General features: G+C 73.6%; 18 protein-coding genes. 6 read left to right on the forward strand and 12 right to left on the reverse strand.

The annotated features are described in order from the left end of the window. Positions 1–61: 61 nt before the first annotated feature. The 3 genes from ACGH2B_RS01130 (at position 62) to ACGH2B_RS01140 (ending at position 3,387) form a co-directional block, all read left to right on the forward strand. On the forward strand, positions 62–1,126 hold the full coding sequence (locus ACGH2B_RS01130; protein WP_399082564.1) for an ATP-dependent DNA ligase: 1,065 nt from the start codon (positions 62–64) through the stop codon (positions 1,124–1,126). 238 nt (positions 1,127–1,364) lie between these two features. Continuing rightward, positions 1,365–2,102, forward strand: a complete 738-nt coding sequence (locus tag ACGH2B_RS01135; RefSeq protein ID WP_399082567.1) for a class I SAM-dependent methyltransferase — start codon at positions 1,365–1,367, stop codon at positions 2,100–2,102. Between the two features lie 205 nt (positions 2,103–2,307). Next, on the forward strand, positions 2,308–3,387 hold the full coding sequence (locus tag ACGH2B_RS01140) for a chitinase (protein WP_399082570.1): 1,080 nt from the start codon (positions 2,308–2,310) through the stop codon (positions 3,385–3,387). A 27-nt stretch (positions 3,388–3,414) separates the two neighbouring features. On the opposite strand, the gene ACGH2B_RS01145 is transcribed toward ACGH2B_RS01140, so the two are convergent. From ACGH2B_RS01145 to ACGH2B_RS01155, 3 genes are all read right to left on the reverse strand, one after another. Beyond that, complete coding sequence (locus ACGH2B_RS01145; protein WP_399082573.1) at positions 3,415–3,951, reverse strand: DUF4232 domain-containing protein; 537 nt, start codon at positions 3,949–3,951, stop codon at positions 3,415–3,417. A 255-nt stretch (positions 3,952–4,206) separates the two neighbouring features. Continuing rightward, complete coding sequence (locus tag ACGH2B_RS01150; RefSeq protein ID WP_399082576.1) at positions 4,207–5,076, reverse strand: D-alanyl-D-alanine carboxypeptidase family protein; 870 nt, start codon at positions 5,074–5,076, stop codon at positions 4,207–4,209. 204 nt (positions 5,077–5,280) lie between these two features. Continuing rightward, positions 5,281–6,384: an NAD(P)-dependent alcohol dehydrogenase gene (locus ACGH2B_RS01155; RefSeq protein ID WP_399082579.1), complete on the reverse strand. Its 1,104-nt coding sequence runs from the start codon at positions 6,382–6,384 to the stop codon at positions 5,281–5,283. A gap of 436 nt (positions 6,385–6,820) precedes the next feature. Here ACGH2B_RS01155 and ACGH2B_RS01160 point away from each other — a divergent pair, with 436 nt between their 5' ends. Further along, positions 6,821–9,016, forward strand: coding sequence for an FUSC family protein (locus ACGH2B_RS01160; RefSeq protein ID WP_399096612.1), 2,196 nt, complete (start codon positions 6,821–6,823; stop codon positions 9,014–9,016). A 109-nt stretch (positions 9,017–9,125) separates the two neighbouring features. Here the strand turns inward: ACGH2B_RS01160 and ACGH2B_RS01165 are convergent, their stop codons facing one another. Next, entirely contained in the window at positions 9,126–9,911 is a 786-nt protein-coding gene (locus ACGH2B_RS01165; protein WP_399082582.1) for a LysR family substrate-binding domain-containing protein, read from the reverse strand. A gap of 59 nt (positions 9,912–9,970) precedes the next feature. Here ACGH2B_RS01165 and ACGH2B_RS01170 point away from each other — a divergent pair, with 59 nt between their 5' ends. Then, positions 9,971–10,381 (forward strand): DUF5997 family protein, encoded by a 411-nt coding sequence (locus ACGH2B_RS01170; RefSeq protein ID WP_399082585.1) that lies wholly within the window; start codon positions 9,971–9,973, stop codon positions 10,379–10,381. Positions 10,382–10,443: 62 nt separating this feature from the next. On the opposite strand, the gene ACGH2B_RS01175 is transcribed toward ACGH2B_RS01170, so the two are convergent. The 5 genes from ACGH2B_RS01175 to ACGH2B_RS01195 are packed head-to-tail and all read right to left on the reverse strand — an operon-like array spanning position 10,444 to position 15,774. Beyond that, on the reverse strand, positions 10,444–11,652 hold the full coding sequence (locus ACGH2B_RS01175) for an MFS transporter (RefSeq protein ID WP_399082588.1): 1,209 nt from the start codon (positions 11,650–11,652) through the stop codon (positions 10,444–10,446). Between the two features lie 4 nt (positions 11,653–11,656). After that, a complete protein-coding gene (locus tag ACGH2B_RS01180; RefSeq protein ID WP_399082591.1) occupies positions 11,657–12,220 on the reverse strand; it encodes a GNAT family N-acetyltransferase in 564 nt (187 codons plus the stop codon). Then, on the reverse strand, positions 12,210–13,418 hold the full coding sequence (locus ACGH2B_RS01185) for a type III PLP-dependent enzyme (RefSeq protein WP_399082594.1): 1,209 nt from the start codon (positions 13,416–13,418) through the stop codon (positions 12,210–12,212). Before ACGH2B_RS01185 ends, ACGH2B_RS01180 begins: the two co-directional genes overlap by 11 nt. After that, positions 13,415–14,731, reverse strand: a complete 1,317-nt coding sequence (locus ACGH2B_RS01190) for a DUF6271 family protein (RefSeq protein ID WP_399082597.1) — start codon at positions 14,729–14,731, stop codon at positions 13,415–13,417. The genes ACGH2B_RS01185 and ACGH2B_RS01190 overlap by 4 nt, the downstream gene beginning before the upstream one ends. Beyond that, entirely contained in the window at positions 14,713–15,774 is a 1,062-nt protein-coding gene (locus ACGH2B_RS01195) for a phytanoyl-CoA dioxygenase family protein (RefSeq protein WP_399082600.1), read from the reverse strand. Before ACGH2B_RS01195 ends, ACGH2B_RS01190 begins: the two co-directional genes overlap by 19 nt. Positions 15,775–16,421: 647 nt before the next feature. Between ACGH2B_RS01195 and ACGH2B_RS01200 the strand changes: the two genes are divergently transcribed. After that, positions 16,422–17,933, forward strand: a complete 1,512-nt coding sequence (locus ACGH2B_RS01200; RefSeq protein WP_399082603.1) for a glycoside hydrolase family 3 protein — start codon at positions 16,422–16,424, stop codon at positions 17,931–17,933. Positions 17,934–18,061: 128 nt separating this feature from the next. Here ACGH2B_RS01200 and ACGH2B_RS01205 read toward each other — a convergent pair whose 3' ends face one another. Genes ACGH2B_RS01205 through ACGH2B_RS01215 form a run of 3 tightly spaced genes read right to left on the reverse strand, consistent with a single transcriptional unit; the run spans position 18,062 to position 21,045 of the window. After that, entirely contained in the window at positions 18,062–18,880 is an 819-nt protein-coding gene (locus ACGH2B_RS01205) for an ABC transporter ATP-binding protein (RefSeq protein ID WP_399082605.1), read from the reverse strand. Between the two features lie 6 nt (positions 18,881–18,886). Continuing rightward, entirely contained in the window at positions 18,887–19,963 is a 1,077-nt protein-coding gene (locus tag ACGH2B_RS01210; RefSeq protein ID WP_399082608.1) for a FecCD family ABC transporter permease, read from the reverse strand. Beyond that, positions 19,960–21,045 carry a FecCD family ABC transporter permease gene (locus ACGH2B_RS01215; protein ID WP_399082611.1) on the reverse strand — a complete coding sequence of 362 codons (1,086 nt, stop codon included), beginning with the start codon at positions 21,043–21,045 and terminating at the stop codon, positions 19,960–19,962. Before ACGH2B_RS01215 ends, ACGH2B_RS01210 begins: the two co-directional genes overlap by 4 nt. Between the last annotated feature and the right edge of the window lie 33 nt (positions 21,046–21,078).

Here is a 21,078-nt window from a genome sequence, read left to right on the forward strand (position 1 = left end):
GGGGACCGTGGCGGAGCCGCCCGGCGGGCGCCCGTCCGCCCTTCGCCGGACAATCCGGTGCATGGACCTCCCGGTGATGCCCCCCGTCAAACCGATGCTCGCCAAGAGCGCCGCGGCCATCCCGCCGGGCTTCCTGTACGAGGCGAAGTGGGACGGATTCCGGGCGATCGTCTTCCGCGACGGCGACGAGATCGAGCTGGGCAGCCGCTCCGGCAAGCCGCTGACCCGCTACTTCCCCGAGGTCGTCGAGGCGCTGCGGACGCGGGTGCCGCGCCGGTGCGTCCTGGACGGGGAGATCGTCATCGCCCGGGAGGGGCGGCTGGACTTCGACGCGCTGCTGGAGCGGATCCATCCGGCCGCCTCCCGGGTGCGCCACCTCGCCGAGGTGACCCCGGCGAGCTTCGTGGCGTTCGACGTCCTGGCGCTCGGCGACGCGTCGTTGCTGTCCGAGCCGCAGCTCACGCGGCGGACCGCGCTGGTCACGGCGTTGCGGGAGGCGGACGCGCCGGTCTTCACGGCGCCCGCCACCGACGACACGGAGCTGGCCCGGGAGTGGTTCGAGCGGTTCGAGGGCGCCGGGCTGGACGGCGTTGTCGCCAAACCGCCGCGGTCGCCCTACCGGCCCGGCGAACGGGTGATGACGAAGGTCAAGCACGAGCGGACCGCCGACTGCGTGGTGGCCGGGCTGCGGCACCACAAGAGCGGACCGGTGGTCGGCTCGCTGCTGCTGGGTCTGTACGACGACGCGGGGCGGCTGCAGCACGTCGGGGTATGCGCGTCGTTCCCGATGCGGCGGCGCCAGGAGCTGATGGCGGAGCTCACGCCGCTGCTGATGCCGTCGGTGGCCGGGCACCCCTGGGAGGCGTGGACGAGCGAGGAGGCCCAGGCGTCCGGCCGGTTGCCGGGCGGCCCGAGCCGGTGGACGGGCACCAAGGACCTGTCCTGGCTGCCGCTGCGCCCCGACCGCGTACTGGAGGTTGCCTACGACCACATGCAGGGCGACCGCTTCCGCCACACCGCGCAGTTCCGCCGCTGGCGCCCGGACCGCACCCCGGAGAGCTGCACCTACGCCCAACTGGCCGAACCGGTGCGGTACGACCTCGCGGAGGTCCTGGGGAGCGCGTGAGGACGGATGACGACGGCCGCAGGCGGGGCGGCCGGGTCCGCGGGGCGAACGGCCGTGCCGGGCGCGGCCCCCGGCACGCGCGGCCGGGCCCACGGCGCGAGCAGCCGCCCGGCCGAGGCGCCCGCCGACCCCACCGACCCCACCGACCCCACCGACCCCACCGACCGGCAGCGTCCACGACCCCACCGGACCGCGTCCACGACCGCCCGGCCGACCGCCGCCCCTATGCTGAGCCGCCATGTTCACCCGTGAAGGCCCCACGTTCCGCGAGCTGGCCGCGCAGGCGCTCTCCTCCGTCGAGCGGGGTTACGACCTGCTGGCCCCCAAGTTCGACCACACGCCGTTCCGTACGCAGCCCGCGGTGCTGGACGCGACGGCGGCGGCGCTGGCGGAGTACGGCCCCTTCGCGGACGGGCTCGACGTCTGCTGCGGCACCGGTGCGGGGACGGAGATGCTGCGGCGGGTGTGCGGGCGGCGCGTGGTCGGGGTGGACCGCAGCGCCGGGATGCTCGCGGTGGGCCGCGCCGCGCTCGGCGAAGGAGACGGCGGTGGCGACGGTCCCCGGACGGTGTGGGTGCGCGGGGACGCGCGGGCGCTGCCCTTCGCCCCGGTCTTCGATCTGGCGGTGAGTTTCGGCGCGTTCGGGCACTTCCTGCCGCGGGAGTGGCCGGGGCTGTTCGCGCAGGTGCGGGGCGTGCTGCGGCCGGGCGGCCGGTTCGTCTTCCCGGTCGTGGCGCCGGCCCGGCCCGGTTCGGCGGCGTACTGGGCGCTGTGGGCGTTCGACGGGGCGATGCGGGTGCGCAACGCGGTGTGGCGGCCGCCGTTCGTCATGTACTACCGGCCGTTCCGGCCGGGTGAGGTCCGCGCGGCGCTGGAGCGGGCCGGTTTCGCGGTCGGGCTGCGGGCGCTGCCGGAGCTGGGGACGCGGCCGGACGGTGCGCCGCGGTGCCGGCTGGTGGTGGCGCGCCGGGACTGAGCACGGCCGCGAAGCGGACGGCCGGGCCACACGGACGCCGGTGGCCCGTCGGCCGGCACCTCCGGAACCGTTCTGGTCCAGACCTATTGACGAGAGGTCTGGACCACCTTACGTTGTTGGCCGCCGCACCGCCGTACCTGCCCGTCCGGGCCCGCCGCCCGGTCCGCCACCGCGAACCATCGCCCCGCACGGACGAGGAGCCGCCATGTCCGGTCGTCGCACGTCACGCCTGCGCAGAGCAGGTCTGGCCCTGGCCGTCGCCGCGCCACTGCTGACCGCCGCCGTCCCCACCGCCCCGGCCGCCGCCTCCCCCGCGCCGCGCACCACGGCCGACTGCGGGGTGAAGCCCAAGCCCGCCGGAAAGGTCCTCCAGGGCTACTGGGAGAACTGGGACGGCGCCGCCAACGGCGTGCACCCGCCGCTCGGCTGGATCCCGGTCACCGACTCCCGGATGGCCGCGCACGGCTACAACGTCCTCAACGCCGCCTTCCCCGTGGTCCTCTCGGACGGCACCGCGCTGTGGGAGGACGGGATGGACGCGACGGTGAAGGTGCCGACGCCCGAGGAGATGTGCCGGGCGAAGGCCGACGGGATGACGGTGCTGATGTCGATCGGCGGCGCGACCGCGGGCATCGACCTCAGCTCGGAGGCGGTCGCCGACAAGTTCGTCGCCACGATCGTGCCGATCCTGCAGAAGTACCACTTCGACGGCATCGACATCGACATCGAGACGGGCCTGTCCGGCAGCGGCGACATCAACGCGCTCTCGCCCTCGCAGGCCAACCTGATCCGCATCATCGACGGCATCCTCGCCAAGATGCCCGACGGCTTCGGCCTGACCATGGCCCCGGAGACGGCGTACGTCACCGGCGGCAGCGTCACCTACGGCTCGATCTGGGGCGCGTACCTGCCCATCGTGAAGAAGTACGCGGACAACGGCCGGCTGTGGTGGCTGAACATGCAGTACTACAACGGCAGCATGTACGGCTGCTCCGGCGACTCGTACGAGGCGGGCACCGTCGAGGGGTTCACCGCGCAGACCGACTGCCTGAACAAGGGCCTGACGGTGCAGGGCACGACGATCAAGGTGCCCTACGACAAGCAGGTGCCGGGGCTGCCCGCCCAACCGGGCGCCGGGGGAGGTTACCTGGCGCCCGGTCAGGTGTCCCAGGCGTGGCAGCACTACAACAACGGCCTCAAGGGACTGATGACCTGGTCGGTCAACTGGGACGGTTCCAAGGGCTGGACCTTCGGGGACAACGCCAAGTCACTCCAGGGACGCTGATCCGGGGCCCGGCCACAGGGATCGGCCTCAGTTCACCTTCGGCTTCTTGGCGGCCCAGGCGGTCACGTCGAGCTTGTGGTTGTCGACGAGGTCGTCCAGGGCTATGACGCCGTGGGCGTTGCTGCCGGTCGGGGAGACCTGGAGGTACTTGGCCTGGGCGGCGTTCGCACCGCTGTGGGTCCAGGCGAGGTTGGCGTAGGCGGCCTTGCCCGGCTTGAGGGTGATGGCGCGGGCGCCACCGTCCTTGGAGTAGTAGGTGTTGCCGTGGTGCACGGAGGTCTTGAGGCCCGAGTGGCCCTTGCCCTCCAGCGCCAGGCCCGGGTAGCCCTTGATGACGCAGGTCTTCTTGCCGGTGTTCTTGGCCACCAGGTAGATGCCCGCGTGGTTCATCCCGCCGGAACCCTCGGGCAGGTACGCCTTGCCGACCTTCAGGGTGCCCGGGGCGCAGGCGGAGGCGGCGGTGGCGGTCGCGTCGGCCGGGGACGCGGAGGCGACACCCGCACCCGTGACGGCAGCCACGGCGACGGCGGCCGAGGCGAAGGCCGCGATACGCAGACCACGCATATTCATCAACTCCTGTTGTTTCACGGAACGTTCCGGGAAGCGGGGCGGGGCAGTGGTGACAACCGGCGGACCGGCGCCCCGCGCGCTTTCCCTGCGCGTGAGTCTGCTGGGTGTTTCTAAAGATCCACTAACACTCGGCTAACGTCGCGCGTTAACAATCCGATGAGCGCGAACGGCGCAGGGCCCGCCCATGACCTGCAGGTCATGGGCGGGCCCTCACCCCGTCCGGTCAACCGCCCCGGACGGATACCGCGATTACCGCTTGAAGCCGTAGTCCAGCAGCTTCTTGGCGTCCGCCGTGCGGTTGGCGACCGACGAGGACGTCAGGACGGTGCCGACGACGGTCTTGCCCCCACGGGTGGCGGCGAAGACGAGGCAGTACTTGGCCTGCGGACCGGAACCGGTCTTGACCCCGATGGCGCCGGAGTAGCTGCTGAGCAGGTTGTTGGTGTTCTGCCACGACATCGTGCGGTAGCCCCCGTTCTTCATGAGGGTGTGCCGCTTCGTCGCCTTCGTCCCCACGACCTTACGGAACGTGGAGTACCGCAGCGCGCTGGTGGCGAGCTTGGACAGATCGCGCGGGGTCGAGTAGTTCGAACCGTTGCTGATGCCGTCGAAGGAGTCGAAGTGCGTGTTCTTCATGCCCAGGCTCCGGGCGGTGGCGTTCATCTTGCCGATGAACGACTTCACCCGGGCGGCGCGGGTGGAGCCGCTGCCGAACTTGTCGGCGAGGGCGTACGCCGCGTCGCAGCCGGACGGCAGCAGCAGGCCGTACAGAAGCTGACGGACGGTGGCCTTGTCACCGACGATCAGGTGAGCCGAGGAGGCGTTGTTGCGGACGATGTAGTCGCTGTACGCCTTCTGGATCGTGACCTTGGAGTCGAGGTTCAGCCCCCTCTGGGCCAGCACCACCCGGGCAGTCATGATCTTGGTGGTGGAACCGGTGGAGCGACGGGTGTCGGCGGCCTTGTTGTAGAGCGCCTGACCCGTGCCGTAGTTCATCACGAAGCCGCCCTTGGCGACGATCGACGGCGCCTTGGGGGCGGCCGCCTGTGCCGGTGCGGCGAACACACCGGCGGACAGGACGGCACCGGCGGTTACGACTGCCGCGCCGGACCGCCGCATACCTTTGATACCAATTTTCAAGATTTGTACTCCAAATACCCTTGCGGGGCGGCCACATGGGAGGACCGCTCACTCCGAGGACACGCGGTAAGACTGTATGGGTGCATGTCCTAACGCATTCTTTACCACGTCCGAATTACCGGGGTGCACGGAGGGTGAACGGAATTGCCCGGCCCGGGTACCGGGCGGAGACCTGTATGTCCGTCATCCGGGAAAGATGACCACGGGCTTGACGACCGCTCCGTGGTGTGCCGCGTCGATCGCCTCGTTGATCTTCTCGACGGGGAACTCGGTGAGGAGCCGGTCGAAGGGGAAACGCCCCGCGCGGTGCAGTGCGATCAGCCGCGGGATGAATTCATGCGGATCCGCGTCCCCCTCGACGACACCGACCAGAGAGCGGCCGAAGAGCAGATGCCCCTGGTTGATGGTGATGTCGTTCTCGGCGCCCCGGAATCCGACGGTGGCGCAGACGCCCGGCGAGGCCAGACACTCCAGGGCCTGGCGCAGGACACCCGGCAGACCGACGCATTCGACGGAGTGGTCCGCTCCCCCGCCGGTGAGCCGGATGATCTCCGCGGCGGCGTCGGCGGCCACGGGATCGAGGGCGTGGGTGGCGCCCAGCTCCAGAGCGAGGGCGCGCCGGTCCGCACGGGGCTCGACGGCGACGATCACGGCGCAGCCGGCGACCTTCGCGGCCATCACCGCCGAGAGGCCGACGGAGCCGGCGCCGAACACGGCGAGGGAGCTGCCGGGCATCGGATCGAGGGTGTTGAGGACCGCGCCCGCGCCGGTCTGTACCCCGCAGCCCAGCGGGGCCAGCCGTGCCAGCGGCAGGTCGTCGTCGACCCGGATGAGGTTGCGCGGTGAGGTGATGATCTGGCCCGACCAGGACGACTGCCCGAAGAAGTGCCCTCGGAGCGGGGCGCCCCGGTAGCTGTAGGCGGTGCTCCCGTCCGCGCGGGTGCCGCCGAAGTTCAGCGCCATCACGCTGCGGCAGTGGACGTACTGCCCGGCGACGCAGCGGACGCACGCACCGCAGTAGGCGTAGCTGAGGACGACCCGGTCGCCGACCGTCACGCCGGTGACGTCCCGGCCGACCTCCGCCACCACGCCCGCGCCCTCGTGCCCGAGGATGAGCGGCAACTGCCCCTCCTGGGCGGTGGCCATCAGCCCCGTGTCGGTGTGGCAGACACCGGAGGCGGCCACCTTCACCCGTACCTCGTCCGCCCGGGGCGGCGCCACGTCGATGGTCTCGACGGAGAGCGGCGCACCGGTGGAACGCAGTACGGCGGCGACGGACTTGGGCATCGGGCAGCTCCTCGGGTCTCACGGACGGGTCGGCCGGTGGCGTCGCGCACGGCCGCGGCGGCGGATGTCGCGTACGGGACGGCGGTGCGCGGGCGCGCGCCCCCGCGTACGGCGCGAGCACCGTGCGCCCACCGGTCGTCACCATGAGTAACACGTCAACCCCTGCCGGTCCAGGCCGTGTTCGGACGGCGGACACCGGCGCGGCCCGGCTCCGCGCGCCCGGCGTGGCCCCTCGCTCCGGCGGCGCGCCGGGCCGGAGGCCGTCGCGGTGTGTTCACCCGGACGACCGGCTCTGTGCGACGGGAGAACCGCATGCCATGCTGAGGCATCCGCAGGTCAGGGCAGAGGTGGGGAGAGCGTGAGCGCAGGGATACGGCGGGGTGCGAGCGGTGCGTGGGACCGATTCGCGGCATCCGACCCCGGACTGCTGCGGCTGATGGCGGGGCTGCGCACGGTCGCGGCCATCGCGCTGACCCTCGTGGTGCTGACGGCGCTCGGCACCGATATGACCCACACCGTCGCGGGGGCGATGACGGCGATGGTCGCGACCTTCGCCATCAAGGAGAAGCAGGTCCGCGATCAGGCGGTGACGCTGGCGCTGGGGCTGCCCGTGGCGCTGGCGGCGGTGGCGCTCAGCACCCTCCTCAACTCCCGCATCATCGCGGGTGACGTCTTCTTCATCCTGCTGATCTTCGGCGCGGTCTACTGCCGGCGCTTCGGCGACCGCGGCACCGCGCTGGGGCTCATCGGCTTCCAGATCTACTTCGTCTCGCTCTTCGTCGGCTCGTCCGTCGAGGGGCTGCCGATGCTCTGTCTGACGCTGGTCCTGGCCTTCGCGTGCAGCGCCGTCGTCCGGTTCGCCGTCGTCCCGGAGACGCCGCAGCGCATCCTGCGGCGGCTGCGCGACGCGTTCCGGGCGAGGCTGGCGCAGTTGGTGACCAGCCAGATCGAGCTGCTGGACGCCGGGCCCGAGGAGTTGGACGGCGTCGTCGCCGATCTGCGCGAGCGCACCGCCCGGCTGCACGAGGCCGCGTTGATGATCCAGGACCGGCTGGAGGAGGGCACCCGGGACACCGCCACCGCGGCGCTGCTGGAGCGGCGTATCGCGGACGCCGAGATCGCCACCGAGCGGCTGGGGGTGCTGCTGCTCAACGCCCGCAGCGCGGAGCGCGCCAACACCTTGACGCTGCATCTGCCCAACGCGACGGTGACGGCGTCGGGGCCCGACCTCATCGCCGCGGACGCCAAGGTCACCGCGACCCTCCGCCGCGATCTGAACGCCCTGCACCACCTCGTCTCCCGGCCCGCCTCCGCCGACCGGGGCACCGCCGTCGCCCATGTCCGCAACCGGTTGCTGGGCTACCGCGACGAGGAGAAGCTGCCGCGCGCCTCGACCGCCGTCCAGGACGTCTTCCGCGGTCTGGGTGAGGTCGCCCGCGCCGTCATGGGTCTGCGGCTGGCGCTCGACGGGCCGCAGGACGAGTCCAACGACTCCCCGGCGACGACCCGTTCCCGTGAGGAGTTCGACGCGGAGGACGTGGCGCTCGCCGGCGCCGAGGAGGAGCCGGAGGAGGACCGGACGGGGTTGCAGCGGCCCACCACCCGCGCCGCGTTCCAGGTGGCGGTCGGCTCGGTGCTGGCCATCATCGGCGGTGAGTTCCTCTCCACCCAGCGCTGGTACTGGGCGGTGCTGACCTGCTGGGTGGTCTTCCTCAACACCGCGTCCACCGGCGAGATCCTGGTGAAGGGCTACCGCCGGGTGCTCGGCACCGTCCTCGGCGTGGTCGCCGGTGTGGCGCTGGCCGGTCTGGTCGGCGGCCACACCTGGATCGCGTTCGCCCTCGTCCTGCTCTTCATCTTCGCGATGTTCTTCACCGCTCCCCTGTCGTACGCGCTGATGTCGTTCTTCGTCACGGCGATGCTGGGGATGCTCTACACGCTGCTGAACACCTACAGCCTCGATGTGCTGGTGCTGCGCATCGAGGAGACGGCGCTGGGGGCGGTCTGCGGGATCATCGCCGCGATGGTGGTGCTGCCGGTGCACACCGACAGCCGTACCGACGAACTGCTGGGCACCGTCCTGGACCGGCTCGGCGACGTGGTGTCGGCGGCGGTGGAGCAGCTCTGCGGCGGCCCCGCGTCCGATCTGCTGGGCCGGGCGCGGGATCTGGACACCGCGCTGGACGAGCTGCGGGCGTCGACCAAGCCGCTGACGCATCCGATCACCCCGCTGCGCGGACGGCGCCGTACCGCGCGCTATCTGGTGGCGCTGCTGGAGACCTCCGCGTTCCACGCCCGGTCGCTGGCGGCCACCGCGGAGCTGGTGCCGGACAGCCGGAACGTCGCCGCCGATCCGCGGCTGGGCCGGGCCGGGCAGCGGATCGCCCGCAACATCGAGGTGGTCGCGGCCCATGTCCGCGACGAGCCGACCGGGGCGAAGGTCGGCGCCGGCGCCAGCATCGCCGCGATTTTGAAGGAGGAGGGCAGCCGCACCCCGCCGACCGGTTCGGTCGCCTCCCGCGTGCTGCGCCACCTCCAGCGCCTCGACGAGGGCGTGGTCGGTCTCGCCCGTCCTCTGGGCGTCCCGGTCGACGACGGCACGGAGCCGCAGCCGGCCGGGTCGCGGGACTGAGGGAGGTACGGGAGCGGGCCCGGCCGGAGCACCGCTGCTCCGGCCGGGCCCGCTCCGTCACGCCGTGGGGCCGGTCGGCCCGGCGCTCTCCGTACGGCTACGGCTACAGCTACGGCTTGCGGCGGGGCGCGCCGCGGTGGGTGCTCTTCGCGCCGCCGGAGCGGGCGGTACGGCCCTTGGCGGCGCCTCGGCCCGTGCCGCCGCTCTTGCGGGCGGAGCCGTTCTGCCCCTTGGCGGCGGTACGGCGCTTCTCGCCCGTACGGTCCTCGGCCGGGCGGGCGGCGGGGCGGCCGCGGGTGCTGTTGACGGTGCGGCCGCGGACGATGCCGATGAGGTCCTCGACCAGCTCGGCCGGGTCGTCCTTGGGCCAGGACAGGGCGACGCGGGAGACCGGGGCGTCGGTGAGCGGCCGGTAGGTGAGGTCGCGGCGGTGGTGGAGGCGGGCGAGGGACTGCGGGACGGCGAGCAGTCCGATCCCGGCGGCGACCAGCTCGATCGCGTCCGCGGTGGTCTCCGGGCGGGTGAAGGCCGCCTCGCCGGGCAGGGTCTCCCAGCCGAGGGTGTCATCGAGGGGGTGCAGCACCGTCTCGTCGGCCAGATCGGCCGTGGTGACCTCCTCGGCGGCCGTGATCAGGTGGTCCTTGGGGACCACGACGACGGTCGTCTCGGTGTAGAGCGGGATGGCGTGGAGATCGTCGCCGTCGACGGGCAGCCGGACGAAGCCCGCCTCCGCCTCGCGGGCGCGCAGCGTCGCGTGGGCGTCGGCGGCGGGAACCGGTACGAGGGTGAGGGGGACGTCCGGCAGCCGCTCCTGCCAGATCCGCACCCATTTGCCGGGGATCACGCCGGGGACGTACGCGAGGCGGAACGACGGGGTTACTTCCGAGCCTGTCACGCCGCCAGGGTATCCGGTCGTGGTCGGCGGCCCTCCCGGCGCTCGATACCCTTGACCTCATGAAGTCCCAGCAGACCACCCAGACCATGAAGCCCGCGACGGCGGCCAAGAAGCTGGGCGTGTACCTCCAGGCCACGCCCGCCGCGTTCCAGGAGGGCGTGGTGACCCGCGCGGAGCTGAACGCGCTCCAGGCCGAGCCGCCGCAGTGGCTGGCGGAGCTGCGCCGCAACGGCCCGCACCCGCGCCCGGTGGTGGCGGCGAAGCTCGGCGTCTCCATCGCGGGGCTCGCCCGGGGCGGCGTCACCGAGCCGCTGACCACCGAGCAGATCGAGGCGCTGAAGCAGGAGCAGCCCGAGTGGCTGGTCCGTGAGCGTGCCACCCAGGCCGAGGTGCGCAAGGAGGCCGTGCGCATCAAGGAGAAGCAGGCGGCGGAGCGCGCGAAGCAGGAAGCCGAGGACGCCCGGTCCTGACCTGATGAAGGGGGCCTTTCCGTGATCCGCCGGTTCGGCGGAGGACGGAAAGGCCCCCTTCGTCATGCCGCCGGGCTCTCCCCCGGCCCCGCGGCGTGACCGCTCAAGGCGGGCCGCGGCCAGCGGATGCGGGTGGCGCACACCGCGACCACCAGCGCCGACGCGGCGACGGCGGCCATCCCCCAGACCAGTCCGGCGGCGCCCGCGAGGAAGCCGATCAGCGGCGGTCCGGCGAGCAGTCCGGTGGTGCCCATGGCGGCGACGAGGGTGAGGGCGTCGGAGCCCTGCCGCGCGGCGGCGACGTAGACGCACGGGGTGACCGCGGCGACGCCGAGGCCGACGCAGGCGAAGCCGAGCAGCGCCGGGACGACACCGCCGCTCAGCAGGGCCAGGGTGAGCCCGGCGCCCGCGAGGGTGGCGCCGGCCCGGACGACGCGGCCGTCACCGAAGCGGCTGCGCCAGCCGTCGGCGAAGAGCCGCGCGATCACCATCATTCCGGAGACGACGGCGATGCCCAGCGGCGCGACCTGCGCGGAGGCGTGCACCGCGTCCGTCAGGTACAGCGCGGACCAGTCGTTCATGGCGCCCTCGGTGATGGTGCCGAAGACCATCGCGCAGCACATCCACAGCGTCATCGCGGTCGGCAGCCGCCAGGTGCGGCGGGGCCGCTCCGCCTTCTCCTTGCCGTCGTCCGCCGCGGGCGGCTCCTCCCGCAGCAGCCGCGGCGCCGCGAAGGCGACCAGTGCCAGCAGCAGGACGGCGGCGACGGTGAAGTGCGCGGCCACGGACGGGGTGAGGGCGTGGGTGGCGGAGGCGAGCAGTGCGGCGGCCAGGGAGCCGCCGCTGAAGACGGCGTGCAGCCGGGCCATGGCGGTGCGTTCGTGCGCGGCTTCCAGTGCGGCGCCCTGCGCGTTCATCGCCACGTTCAAGCAGCCCACCAGGACGCCGTCGACGCACATCACCGCCAGGGCGGCCGGGTAGTTCGGCGCGGCGGCCAGTGCGAGGAGGGCGAGGGCCAGGCCGAGGGCCGCCAGCGGCGCGAGCCGGTACGAGCCCAGGCGCCGCATCACCGCCGCGACCAGCGGGAACGACACGGCGGCGCCCACTCCGGCGGCCATCAGCAGCAGCCCGACCTCGGCGGCGCTCAGGCCCAGGTCGGCCTTGAGCTGCGGCAGCCGCGCGGTCCAGGTGGCGTACTGGAAGCCCAGGCAGCAGAAGAGCGCGGCGATGGCGCCCAGGGCGCGGCGGAACGGGTCGTCGAGTCGGAACACGCGATCAGCTCACTTCACGGGGCGCGGCGGGGCGGTGGCGCAGGGGGCGCCGCGCTCCGGCGGCGTGTCCGGCGGGCGGGGGCAGCGGGCGGACCATGCGGACGGCGTCCGGTCCGTAGTCGGGGCCGGGGGCGGTCTCGGGGTCGGCGGTGAAGCCGTGGGCCGCCCAGAAGGGGTGGCTGCCGCCGACGGCGATCAGGGAGATCTGGTCGTAGCCGTGCGCGGTGGCCGTCAGCCTCTCCAGCAGCAGCCCGGCCAGTCCGCGGCGGCGCTGCGGCGGGGCGATGACGAGGTCGTGGAGGTGGAGGTTGCGGGAGACGAAGGCGCGGTCCTCGGCGCGGGTGAGCCGCGGGTGGGCGTGGGGCGGGTAGGGCAGGGCCAGCAGATAGCCCGCGAGGCGCCCGCCGGTCTCGGCGGCGAAGCAGGTCGCCGGGGAGACGCGGGCCCGGGACCGGAGGGCGGCGCGGCCCTCGGAGAGGCCGAGGGGGGTGTAGGTGGCCGCCTCCAGGGCGGTCAGGGCGTCCCAGTCGCCGTCGGCGAGCTGCCGTATCCGCACGTCAGGTCTCATCTGCCGGCCGCCTTTCGGGTGCCCGCGCGCCGTCGCCGGTGACGCAGGTGTACGGGAGCGGGTCGAAGCCGTTGAACTGGCGGGTCATGTAGCTGAGGGCGTACGCGCCGGTGGAGAGGATCCAGACGGGGTCGCCGGAGGCGGCGTCCGCCGGGACGGGGACGGGGTGGCCGGACGAGAAGGCGTCGTCGCTGTCGCAGGTGGGTCCGGCGACGACGGCGGGCACGGTGCGGCTGTCCGGCCGGGTGGGGAAGACGAGGCGGTACTGCACGGCGTCCATCTCGTAGAGCCCGTTGAACTTGCCGCAACTGAGGTAGAGCCAGTGGCGGGGTGTGCCGTCGGGGGCGCGGCGGGTGGCGAGGCGGCTGACGTGGGCGCGGATGGCGCCATGGTCGGCGACGAGGTGGCGGCCCGGTTCGATACGGAAGTCCAGCGGGCGGGCGGCGGCGTCGGAGAGGTGCCGCATGCCCTCGCGGAGGACGGCGAAGATCTTGTCGAGCGGCGGGTCGAGGTCGCGTCCGTGCCGGTCGCGGTAGCCGAGGGCGGGCAGTCCGCCGCCGAGGTTGAGGTGGTCGGGGGTGATGCCGCGGTGCCGCAGGGCGGTGAGGACGGCGGCGAGGCGGTCGAGTGCGGTGCGCCAGGCGCCGGCGGTCATCTGCTGCGAGCCGACGTGGACGGAGAGTCCGGCGGGGGTCAGTCCGGCGTCCCGGGCGGTTTCCAGGACGCGGACGGCGTCCTCGGCGGAGCAGCCGTTCTTGCCGGTCAGGCCCCACAGGGCGCCGTCGCCGTCGGTGGCGAGGCGGCAGAAGACGCGGGCGCCGGGGGCGTGGGCGGCGAGGGCGGCGACGTCCTCGGCGCTGTCGGTGGCGAAGTCGGTGATGCCCAGGCGGTGGGCGCGGGCGATGTCGTGGTCGGATTTGACGGTGTTGCCGTAGTGGATGCGGGCGGGCGGGACGCCGGCGGTGAGCGCCTGGGTGATCTCGCGGGGGCTCGCCGCGTCGACGCCCGCGCCGCGCCGGGCGAGGCGGGTCAGGACCTCGTCGGCGGGGCACGCCTTGAGGGCGAACCGGACGTCGGTGCCGGGCAGTTCGCGGATGAGCGCGTCGTAGCGTTCCTCGATGCCGGTGAGGTCGAGCAGGAGGCGGTCGTCGTCGGTGGCGGCGAGGGCGGTACGCAGCCGGGTGCCGGGGCCGTTCATCCGCGCTCCCGGCCCGGGCGGGGTACGGCGGTCGCCGCGCTCGCCGCGACGAGGGGCTGCCACACCTCGGTGAGCAGGGCGAAGTCCTCGATGTCGCGGCGGGCTTCGTCGAGCAGCCGGGCGCGGTGGGTGACGAGGTGGTCGGCGACCTCCGCGTAGCGCCCGCCGAGGCGGCGGTAGCAGCGGTCGAGGACGGTGAGCCGGCGCCGGTTCTCCGCCGGGTCGAGGTGGGCGCTCTCCCGGGCGAAGAGGGCGATGTCGGCGGCGCGCACCCGCTCGTCCGCGTCGAGCAGGGCGGCTCCGGCGTGCGCCATCCGGTCGTAGAGGTGGTGGAGGTACAGCATGGAGAGGAGGAATTTCACGAACCGCAGTTGATAGGCGAGGAATCCGGCGTCGGTGCGGCGCTCTTTCGTGTAGTAGTTGACGATATGGCGGTTGTGCCGCACGCCGGGGAGAGTGGCGCTGCGGGCGAGGTGGAAGAGGAGATAGTCGCTGCCGATGGTGTCGGTGGCCGGGGGCAGCGGGACGTCTTCCTGAATACGGTGGAAGCCGATGTTGCACATGTCGACGTCCATGGGGTCGACGAGTTCCAGAACGGAACGGTCACCGGTGAAAGGGGCGGTTCCGGCGCCGCGGAAGGAGACGTCCGCCAATTCCTTCTTCTCTGCCGCGGACCAGCTTTCGGGGGCCCACAGTCCGACGATTTCCCGGTAGGCGTCGGGGTCGGTGGCGAGGATTTCCCCGATGTCGACGGAGAGTTCGCCGACGAAGGAGGCGCCGGCCATCACCACGGGTTTACCGGCGTGTGCGGCGTCGAGGGCGTTCGCGGTGACGGCGCCGGCCGCGTCGCGGGCGGGTCTGCCGAGGGTGAGCAGTTCGTGGTGGATCGGGTACACGGGCTCGCCGTGGTGGGTCTGGTAGCGGCTGTCGGAGTCCCGGCGGTGGACGGAGCGGCAGCCGAGGGCGGCGGCGAGGAGGAAGGCGCGGTTGGTGCAGGCGCCGTAGGAGAGCCGGCCGGGGAGCATCAGGTCGAGCAGCAGCTCGGGTTTGGCCAGTCCGGCGCGGGCGATGGCGCGCCGCAGGAAGTCGCGTTGGGCGGCTTCGTCGAGGTGGTGGACGGTGACGTGGGCGCCGGCGGCGGCGCGGGCCGCGCGGGCGTGGCGGGCACGGTCCGCGGCGCCCGCGGAGTCGAGGATCAGCAGATCGACCTCGACGCCGAAGTGTGCGGCGGCAAAGGCGGCTTCCTCGCCGAGTGCGGTGAGGGTCGCGGCGCATTCCCGGTTGGTGGGAAGGGTCAGACAGATGCGGTCCATGCCCCGTCTCCGGTCGGCTGTGCGGTGGGGTCGGCGTGCCAGGATTCGAGGCCCAGCAGTTTGGCGCCGAGCGGATTGAGCGTGGCCCGGCCGTAGCGGAGGGATTCATGCCGGAACACGTCGCCGAGCAGCGTCGCGTTCCATTCCGGGGTCCGCAGATGGCGCCAGGAATCGATACGGGAGCGGCGCAATTCCTCGTGGGATTCGAGGGCGGGCATCATCGAGAGATATTGGACCGCCCGGACACCGCCGTCGGAGGTGTTCGGGGCGACGCCGTGCGCGAGTGCGCCATTCCATATCAACAGGTCACCGGCGCGCAATTCGGGGCGGACGACGGGAATTTCGGCCGGGTCGATACGGGGCCGGATCGGGTCGCGGCCCGGTGGCTGGCGGGCTTTCCAGCGGTCGAAATCGCGGAAGAGTTCCGGGGCGCACTGGAATCCGCCGGTGGCGGGGTCGGTGTCGTTCAGGGCGATGATTCCCTGGACGCGCTGGGGCAGGACGCCGAGGGAGGTATCGATGTCCCAGTGGAGCGTGATGTCGAATCCCCGGTCGGTGGCGGGGATCAGCGCGCGGTCGCGGTTGTTGATGTTGGGCGGGTTGAGGTTGAGGCGGTCCAGCGTGACCCACAGTTCTTCGCAGTCCCAGACGTCGGTGAACGCGTCGTGGACCCGCCGCGCCTGCCGGCTGTCCCACAGCAGTTGGTGGTGGTACGCCTCGACGAAGCCGTAGATGTGCAGTTCACGGTCGAGTTCCGAGCGGTAGGGGCGGTCCTGGTACCAGGTGTCGGGGCGGGCGGGGTCGAGGCCCTGGAACTCCCAGGCGAAGTCGAGGAGCCGGGCCGCCGCGGCGGCGGGGACGGCCTCGCGGACGATGACGTATCCGTAGGTCTGCCAGTGGGCGAAGTCGGCCTCGGACAGCACCCGCAGCGGGCGGGTCTTGGTGAGGTCGCGCAGCGGGGTGCGGGCCAGGTAGGTGTCGGCGTCCGCGCTGAAGTACGGGACGGCGGAAGGTGCTCGGTACAGGTGGCCGGGGGCCGGCATGTGTGCACTCCAAAGCTCGAAGGTCCGGTGGCCGCGGGGCCGTTTCCCGGGTGCGCCGCGCCGGGCCCGGTGGGGCGGGCGGCGGGTGCGGGAGGTCCGGACGGGCGCGTCGGTGGCGGTGGGGGGCCGCGCGGGGCGCGGCGGCACGGACGGCCGTCGGTCGGGAGGGATGCGCGTGCGGAAGGAGTCGGTGCGGGTGGTGACGGGGGCGGCGGGCGCTCGCCCGGCACCGTGAGGACGGTGGTCGCCAGGCGGGTCAAGTGCCGGGGCGGGGCGCCGCGCGGCGCCCCGTACCGGGAGGGGCCGGCCCTTCCCGGCAGCGGCGGCGGGTGTGCCGCGCTGCCCGGGGGCGGGTCACAACTGCCCCTTGCTTCACTCGCGTCACACCAAAGTGGACTAGACCACGCCAGCATGTCAACACTCGTCCGAGATTCGACGCGGCGTCAACGAACGGGGCGGGAGCGGCAGTTGACCCTCGCCCCGAAGGGGCGCCGGGCGGCGGCGGGACGGACGGCCGGGAAACGGGGCGGCACGGAGGTGGCCGTCGGGCCCGGCGGCGGGCATCCTTGACAGCGGCAATTGGTACAGGCCAATATCCATTGGCCTGTACCAATGAACATTGTCGGCACTACCCGGAAGGCCGGTCGATGTCCTCCACCATGCACAGCAAGGAACTGCGGCGGCTCGCCCTCTCCGTCCTCCAGCCCGGGTTCACCGGCACCGTGGCGCCGCCGTGGATCCTGCGCGCCATCGCCGAGGGACTCTCCTCCGTGGTGCTCTTCACCCGGAACATCACCAGCGTGGAGCAGGTGGCGCAGCTCGCGGCGCAACTACGCGCGGAGAACCCCGAGTTGATCATCGCCATCGACGAGGAGGCCGGTGACGTCACCCGGCTGGAGGCGGCGACCGGAGCCACCCGGCCCGGCAACTTCGCGCTCGGCGCCGTCGACGACACCGAGCTGACCGAGGCCGTCGCCCGGGACCTCGGACGCCAACTGCACGCCGCCGGGGTGAGCCTGGACTACGCGCCCAGCGTCGACGTCAACTCCAACCCCGACAACCCCATCATCGGCGTCCGGTCGTTCGGGGTGGACGCCAAGGTGGTCTCCCGGCACGCCTCCTCGTGGGTGCGCGGCCTCCAGTCCGCCGGGGTCGCCGCGTGCGCCAAGCACTTCCCCGGTCACGGGGACGTCGCCGTCGACTCCCACCACGGGCTGCCCCGTTACGACGCCAGCGCCGAGGAGATCGCGGCGCAGGCGCTGCCGCCGTTCCGCGCCGCCCTCGACGCGGGCGTCCGCGCGGTCATGAGCGCCCACCTCCTGGTCCCCGCCTACGACGGGGAGGTGCCCGCCACGCTCAGCCGCCGGATCCTGATCGATCTGCTCCGCGGGGAGCTGGGCTTCGACGGGCTGATCGTCACCGACGCCATCGAGATGGGCGCCGTCACCGGTCTCTACGGCATCGACGGCGCCGCCGTGCGGGCGATCACCGCGGGTGCCGACGCGCTCTGCGTCGGCGGCGAGAACGCCGGGGAGGACACCGCGGAACTGCTGGTCGGCGCGTTGGTGGCCGCCGCGTCCGCGGGCACGCTGCCGCCGGAGCGGCTGGCCGAGGCGGCCGAGCGGGTCGGCGGGTTCGCCCGCTGGTCGGCCGCGCTGCGCCGCTCGGTGCCCGCCGATCCGGTCAGCCGCGACATCGGTTTCGTCGCCGCGCGGCGCGCCCTGCGGATCAGCGGCGCGGGCGACGGGGTGCTGCCGCTGGCCGCGCCGGCGCATGTGGTGGAGCTGGTGCCGTCCACCAACCTCGCGGTCGGCAACGCCACGCCGTGGGGCGTCGCCGCGCCGCTGCGCGAGCGGCTGCCCGGCACCACGTCCGTACGGATCCCCCGCCACGAGGTGACCGGCCGTCCCGGGGTGCTGGAGGAGCGGGCGCTGGCCCCGGCCACGGGGCGGCCGCTGGTCGTGGTGGTGCGCGACGCCGCACGGCACGGCTGGATGGCCGACGCGCTCACCTCGCTCGTGACGGCGCGGCCGGACGCGGTCGTGGTGGAGATGGGGCTGCCCGGGGCGGAGGTGCCCGGGGCGGTGCGGCTCTTCACGCACGGGGCGACGGCCGCCTCCGGCGTCGCCGCGGCGGAGGCCCTGGCCGGTCCCCGCTGACCCGGCGTCCGGCCGGAGCGCGGCCGGACCCGGGCCCTTCGAACCGCGGGACGCGACCTGGCCGGGCGCGGTCCGGCGGAGTGCGGGGCGGCGGCGCGTCCGCCGCCCCGCACCGTGGTCACCGCACGTCAGCCGGCCGCCGGCAGCGGTGCGCCCGCGCGGGGGACGACGACCGGCGCCCCGTCGCCCGGGGCCCGCAGGATGTCGGCGTCCAGCCCGTACACCTCCTTGACCAGCGCCGCGTCCACGATGTCCGACGGGGCGCCCTGGGCGACGACGCGGCCGTCCTTCATCGCGACGACGGTGTCGGCGTAGCGGGCGGCGGCCGCCAGATCGTGCAGGACCATCACGACGGTGCGGCCGGCGGCGGCCACCTCGCGGACGAGGGTGAGGACGTCGACGGCGTGGCCGAGGTCGAGGGCGCTGGTGGGCTCGTCGAGCAGCACGACCGGGGTGTGCTGGGCCAGGACCATCGCCAGCCAGCAGCGTTGGCGCTGGCCGCCGGAGAGCCGGTCGAGGCGTTCGGTGGCGAGCGTGGTGGTGCCGGTCGCGTCCAGCGCGGCGCGGACGGCCGCCTCGTCCTCGCGTGACCACTGGCGCAGCAGTCCCTGGTGGGGGTGGCGCCCGTAGCGGACGAGTCCGGCGACGGTGACCGCCTCGGGGGCGCGGGGCGACTGCGGCAGCAGGGCGACGTGGTGGGCGGCGCGGCGGCGGCCGAGGGCCCAGAGGTCGGCGCCGTCGGCGTGCACGGTGCCGGAGTCCGGGGCGTGCAGCCGGGCGGCGGCGCGCAACAGGGTGGATTTGCCGCAGCCGTTGGGGCCCACGATCGCGGCGACCCGCCCGGCGGGCACGGTGAGGGAGACGTCCCGCACGACGGGGCGGCCGGGGTATCCGGCGTACAGGTCGCGGAGTTCCAGGCCGGGGGTGCGGGTCGGCCGGTCGGTCATGGCGGATCAGTCCTTTCGGGCGGGGCGGTCCGCGCGGAAGAGGACCCAGAGCAGGAAGGGGCCGCCGAGGACGCTGGTGACGACGCCGACGGGCAGTTCGACGGGGGCGGCGACGCGACCGAGCGCGTCGGCGGCGACGACGAGGGCGGCACCGGTCAGCGCCGAGCAGACCACCGGGACGCGGGTGGGCCCGGCCATCCGCTGGGCGAGGACGGGCGCGGCGAGACCGACGAAGGCGAGGGGTCCGCCGACGCCGACCGCGATCCCGGCCAGCGCCACGGCCAGTGCGAGGGCGGCGGCCCGCACCCGGCGCAGTTCGACGCCGAGGGCGGCGGCCATGTCGTCGTCGAAGCGCAGCAGTTGCAGCCGGTGCCCGGAGGCGAGGGCGAGCGGGACGAGGACGAGGAGGGCGATCAGCAGCGGGGTGCCGGCGCTCCAGTCGCGGCCGCTGAGGCTGCCGACGGCCCAGAGGAAAACGCCGCCCGCGGTGTTGTCGTTCTCGCGGGACATCAGCAGGTCGCTGACGGCGCCGATGGTGGTGGAGACGCCGATGCCGACGACGAGGACGCGGTAGCCGGCGGTGCCCGCGCCGCCCGCGCAGAGGACGACGACACCGGCGGCGGCGACGGCGCCGAGGGGGCCGAGCCACCAGTCGCCGACCATACCGGTGGTCGATCCGGCCGCGGCGGCGACGACCGCGGCGGTGGCGCCCTCGTTGACGCCGATCAGGTCGGGGGTGGCGAGGCGGTTGCCGGCGAGGGTCTGGGTGAGGCAGCCGGAGACGCCGAGCGCGGCGCCCACCATGAGGCCCACCAGGACGCGCGGCAGCCGGAAGTCCCGGACGACCATGACCGTCCCGGCGTCGCCGGTGCCGAGCAGCCCGCCGAGCGTCCGCGGCAGGCTCATCCCCGTCGAACTCGCCGTCACCGACAGGGCGATGAGCACGGCGAGCAGCGGGACGAGGAGCGCCGCCGCCAGCGCGCCGCGGCGCGGGAAGAGCCAGGAGAGGGTGCCGGTGCGCAGCACGGTGGTGTCCGGCAGCTCGATCCCGGGGCGCGGGGCTCCGGTGTGCGGGGCGCTCATGCGGACGCTCCGTCGGTGCTCAGGCGGGAGGAGCGGGCGATCCAGATGAGCAGCGGGCCGCCGACGAAGGCGAGCAGCACGCTGACCGGCGTCTCCCAGGGGCGGATGAGCACGCGGGCGAGGATGTCGGCGAGGAGCATGACGACGGCGGCGACCAGTGCGGAGAGGGCGAGTTGGGCGGCCAGGCGGGGCCCGGCGACGGCGCGCGCGGCGTACGGCGCGAGCAGCCCGAGGAAGGCGATCGGTCCGGCGACGGCGACCGCGCAGCCGACGAGGAGGGAGACGGCGGCGGCCACCGCGAGGCGGATGCGGCCCGGGTGGTGACCGAGCGAGCGGGCGCTGTCGTCGCCGAGGCCGAGCGCCGACAGCGGGCGGGCGCAACCGAACGCGACGAGCAGCCCGACGCCCGCCGGGGCGAGCAGCGGCAGCAGGTCGGCGCTCTCCACCCCGGCGAGCGAGCCGATCGTCCAGTAGCGGTAGGTGTCGAACGTCGCCTGGGTACCGAGCAGGACGTACGAGGTCAGGCCGTGGAAGGTGGCGCCGATGGCGGTGCCGGTGAGGACGAGGCGGAGCGGGGAGCCGGCGGTGCGGCCGGACGCGGCGAGCAGCAGCACCACGGCGCTGGCGGCCAGTCCGCCGGCGAGGGCCCAGCCCATCAGGGCGGTGGGTGAGGCGGCGCCGAAGAAGGTGAGGCCGAGGACGACGGCGAAGGCGGCGCCGGAGTTGACGCCCAGCAGTCCGGTTTCGGCCAGTGGGTTGCGGGTGACCGCCTGGAGCAGACAGCCGGAGACGCCGAGGCAGCCGCCGACGAAGACGGCGGCGAGGGTCCGCGGCAGCCGTACGTCCAGCACCGCCAGCCGGAGTTGGGCGTCGGCGCGGGCGGACGGGTCGCCGGTGAGGAAGTGCCAGGCGCCGGCGGCGGAGCTGTTGCCGGTGCCGATGACCAGGGAGAGGACGGCCAGGACCAGCAGGGCCGCGGTGAGGGCGAGTGCGGTGCGGCGAACGGGGCGGCGGTCCGGCTCCAGGGTCCGCCCCGGGCGGTTCCCGGTGCCGTCCGGCGGCCCCTCTTGCACGATCAACATAAGGTTAGCCTAACCTAAATAAGCCGCTCCGGG

The sequence above is a fragment of the Streptomyces sp. BBFR2 genome (assembly GCF_044497305.1).
Taxonomy (GTDB): Bacteria; Actinomycetota; Actinomycetes; order Streptomycetales; family Streptomycetaceae; genus Streptomyces.

Bases quoted from the DNA above. Each gene is read 5' to 3' on its own strand.
- ACGH2B_RS01160 (WP_399096612.1), top strand. From the start codon at position 6,821: ATGGCGGGGCTGCGCACGGTCGCGGCCATCGCGCTGACCCTCGTGGTG.
- ACGH2B_RS01145 (WP_399082573.1), bottom strand. From the start codon at position 3,951: ATGCGTGGTCTGCGTATCGCGGCCTTCGCCTCGGCCGCCGTCGCCGTG.
- ACGH2B_RS01180 (WP_399082591.1), bottom strand. From the start codon at position 12,220: ATGAGACCTGACGTGCGGATACGGCAGCTCGCCGACGGCGACTGGGAC.
- ACGH2B_RS01150 (WP_399082576.1), bottom strand. From the start codon at position 5,076: ATGCGGCGGTCCGGCGCGGCAGTCGTAACCGCCGGTGCCGTCCTGTCC.
- ACGH2B_RS01215 (WP_399082611.1), bottom strand. From the start codon at position 21,045: ATGTTGATCGTGCAAGAGGGGCCGCCGGACGGCACCGGGAACCGCCCG.
- ACGH2B_RS01135 (WP_399082567.1), top strand. From the start codon at position 1,365: ATGTTCACCCGTGAAGGCCCCACGTTCCGCGAGCTGGCCGCGCAGGCG.
- ACGH2B_RS01200 (WP_399082603.1), top strand. From the start codon at position 16,422: ATGTCCTCCACCATGCACAGCAAGGAACTGCGGCGGCTCGCCCTCTCC.
- ACGH2B_RS01205 (WP_399082605.1), bottom strand. From the start codon at position 18,880: ATGACCGACCGGCCGACCCGCACCCCCGGCCTGGAACTCCGCGACCTG.
- ACGH2B_RS01155 (WP_399082579.1), bottom strand. From the start codon at position 6,384: ATGCCCAAGTCCGTCGCCGCCGTACTGCGTTCCACCGGTGCGCCGCTC.
- ACGH2B_RS01185 (WP_399082594.1), bottom strand. From the start codon at position 13,418: ATGAACGGCCCCGGCACCCGGCTGCGTACCGCCCTCGCCGCCACCGAC.
- ACGH2B_RS01170 (WP_399082585.1), top strand. From the start codon at position 9,971: ATGAAGTCCCAGCAGACCACCCAGACCATGAAGCCCGCGACGGCGGCC.
- ACGH2B_RS01130 (WP_399082564.1), top strand. From the start codon at position 62: ATGGACCTCCCGGTGATGCCCCCCGTCAAACCGATGCTCGCCAAGAGC.
- ACGH2B_RS01195 (WP_399082600.1), bottom strand. From the start codon at position 15,774: ATGCCGGCCCCCGGCCACCTGTACCGAGCACCTTCCGCCGTCCCGTAC.
- ACGH2B_RS01210 (WP_399082608.1), bottom strand. From the start codon at position 19,963: ATGAGCGCCCCGCACACCGGAGCCCCGCGCCCCGGGATCGAGCTGCCG.
- ACGH2B_RS01190 (WP_399082597.1), bottom strand. From the start codon at position 14,731: ATGGACCGCATCTGTCTGACCCTTCCCACCAACCGGGAATGCGCCGCG.
- ACGH2B_RS01140 (WP_399082570.1), top strand. From the start codon at position 2,308: ATGTCCGGTCGTCGCACGTCACGCCTGCGCAGAGCAGGTCTGGCCCTG.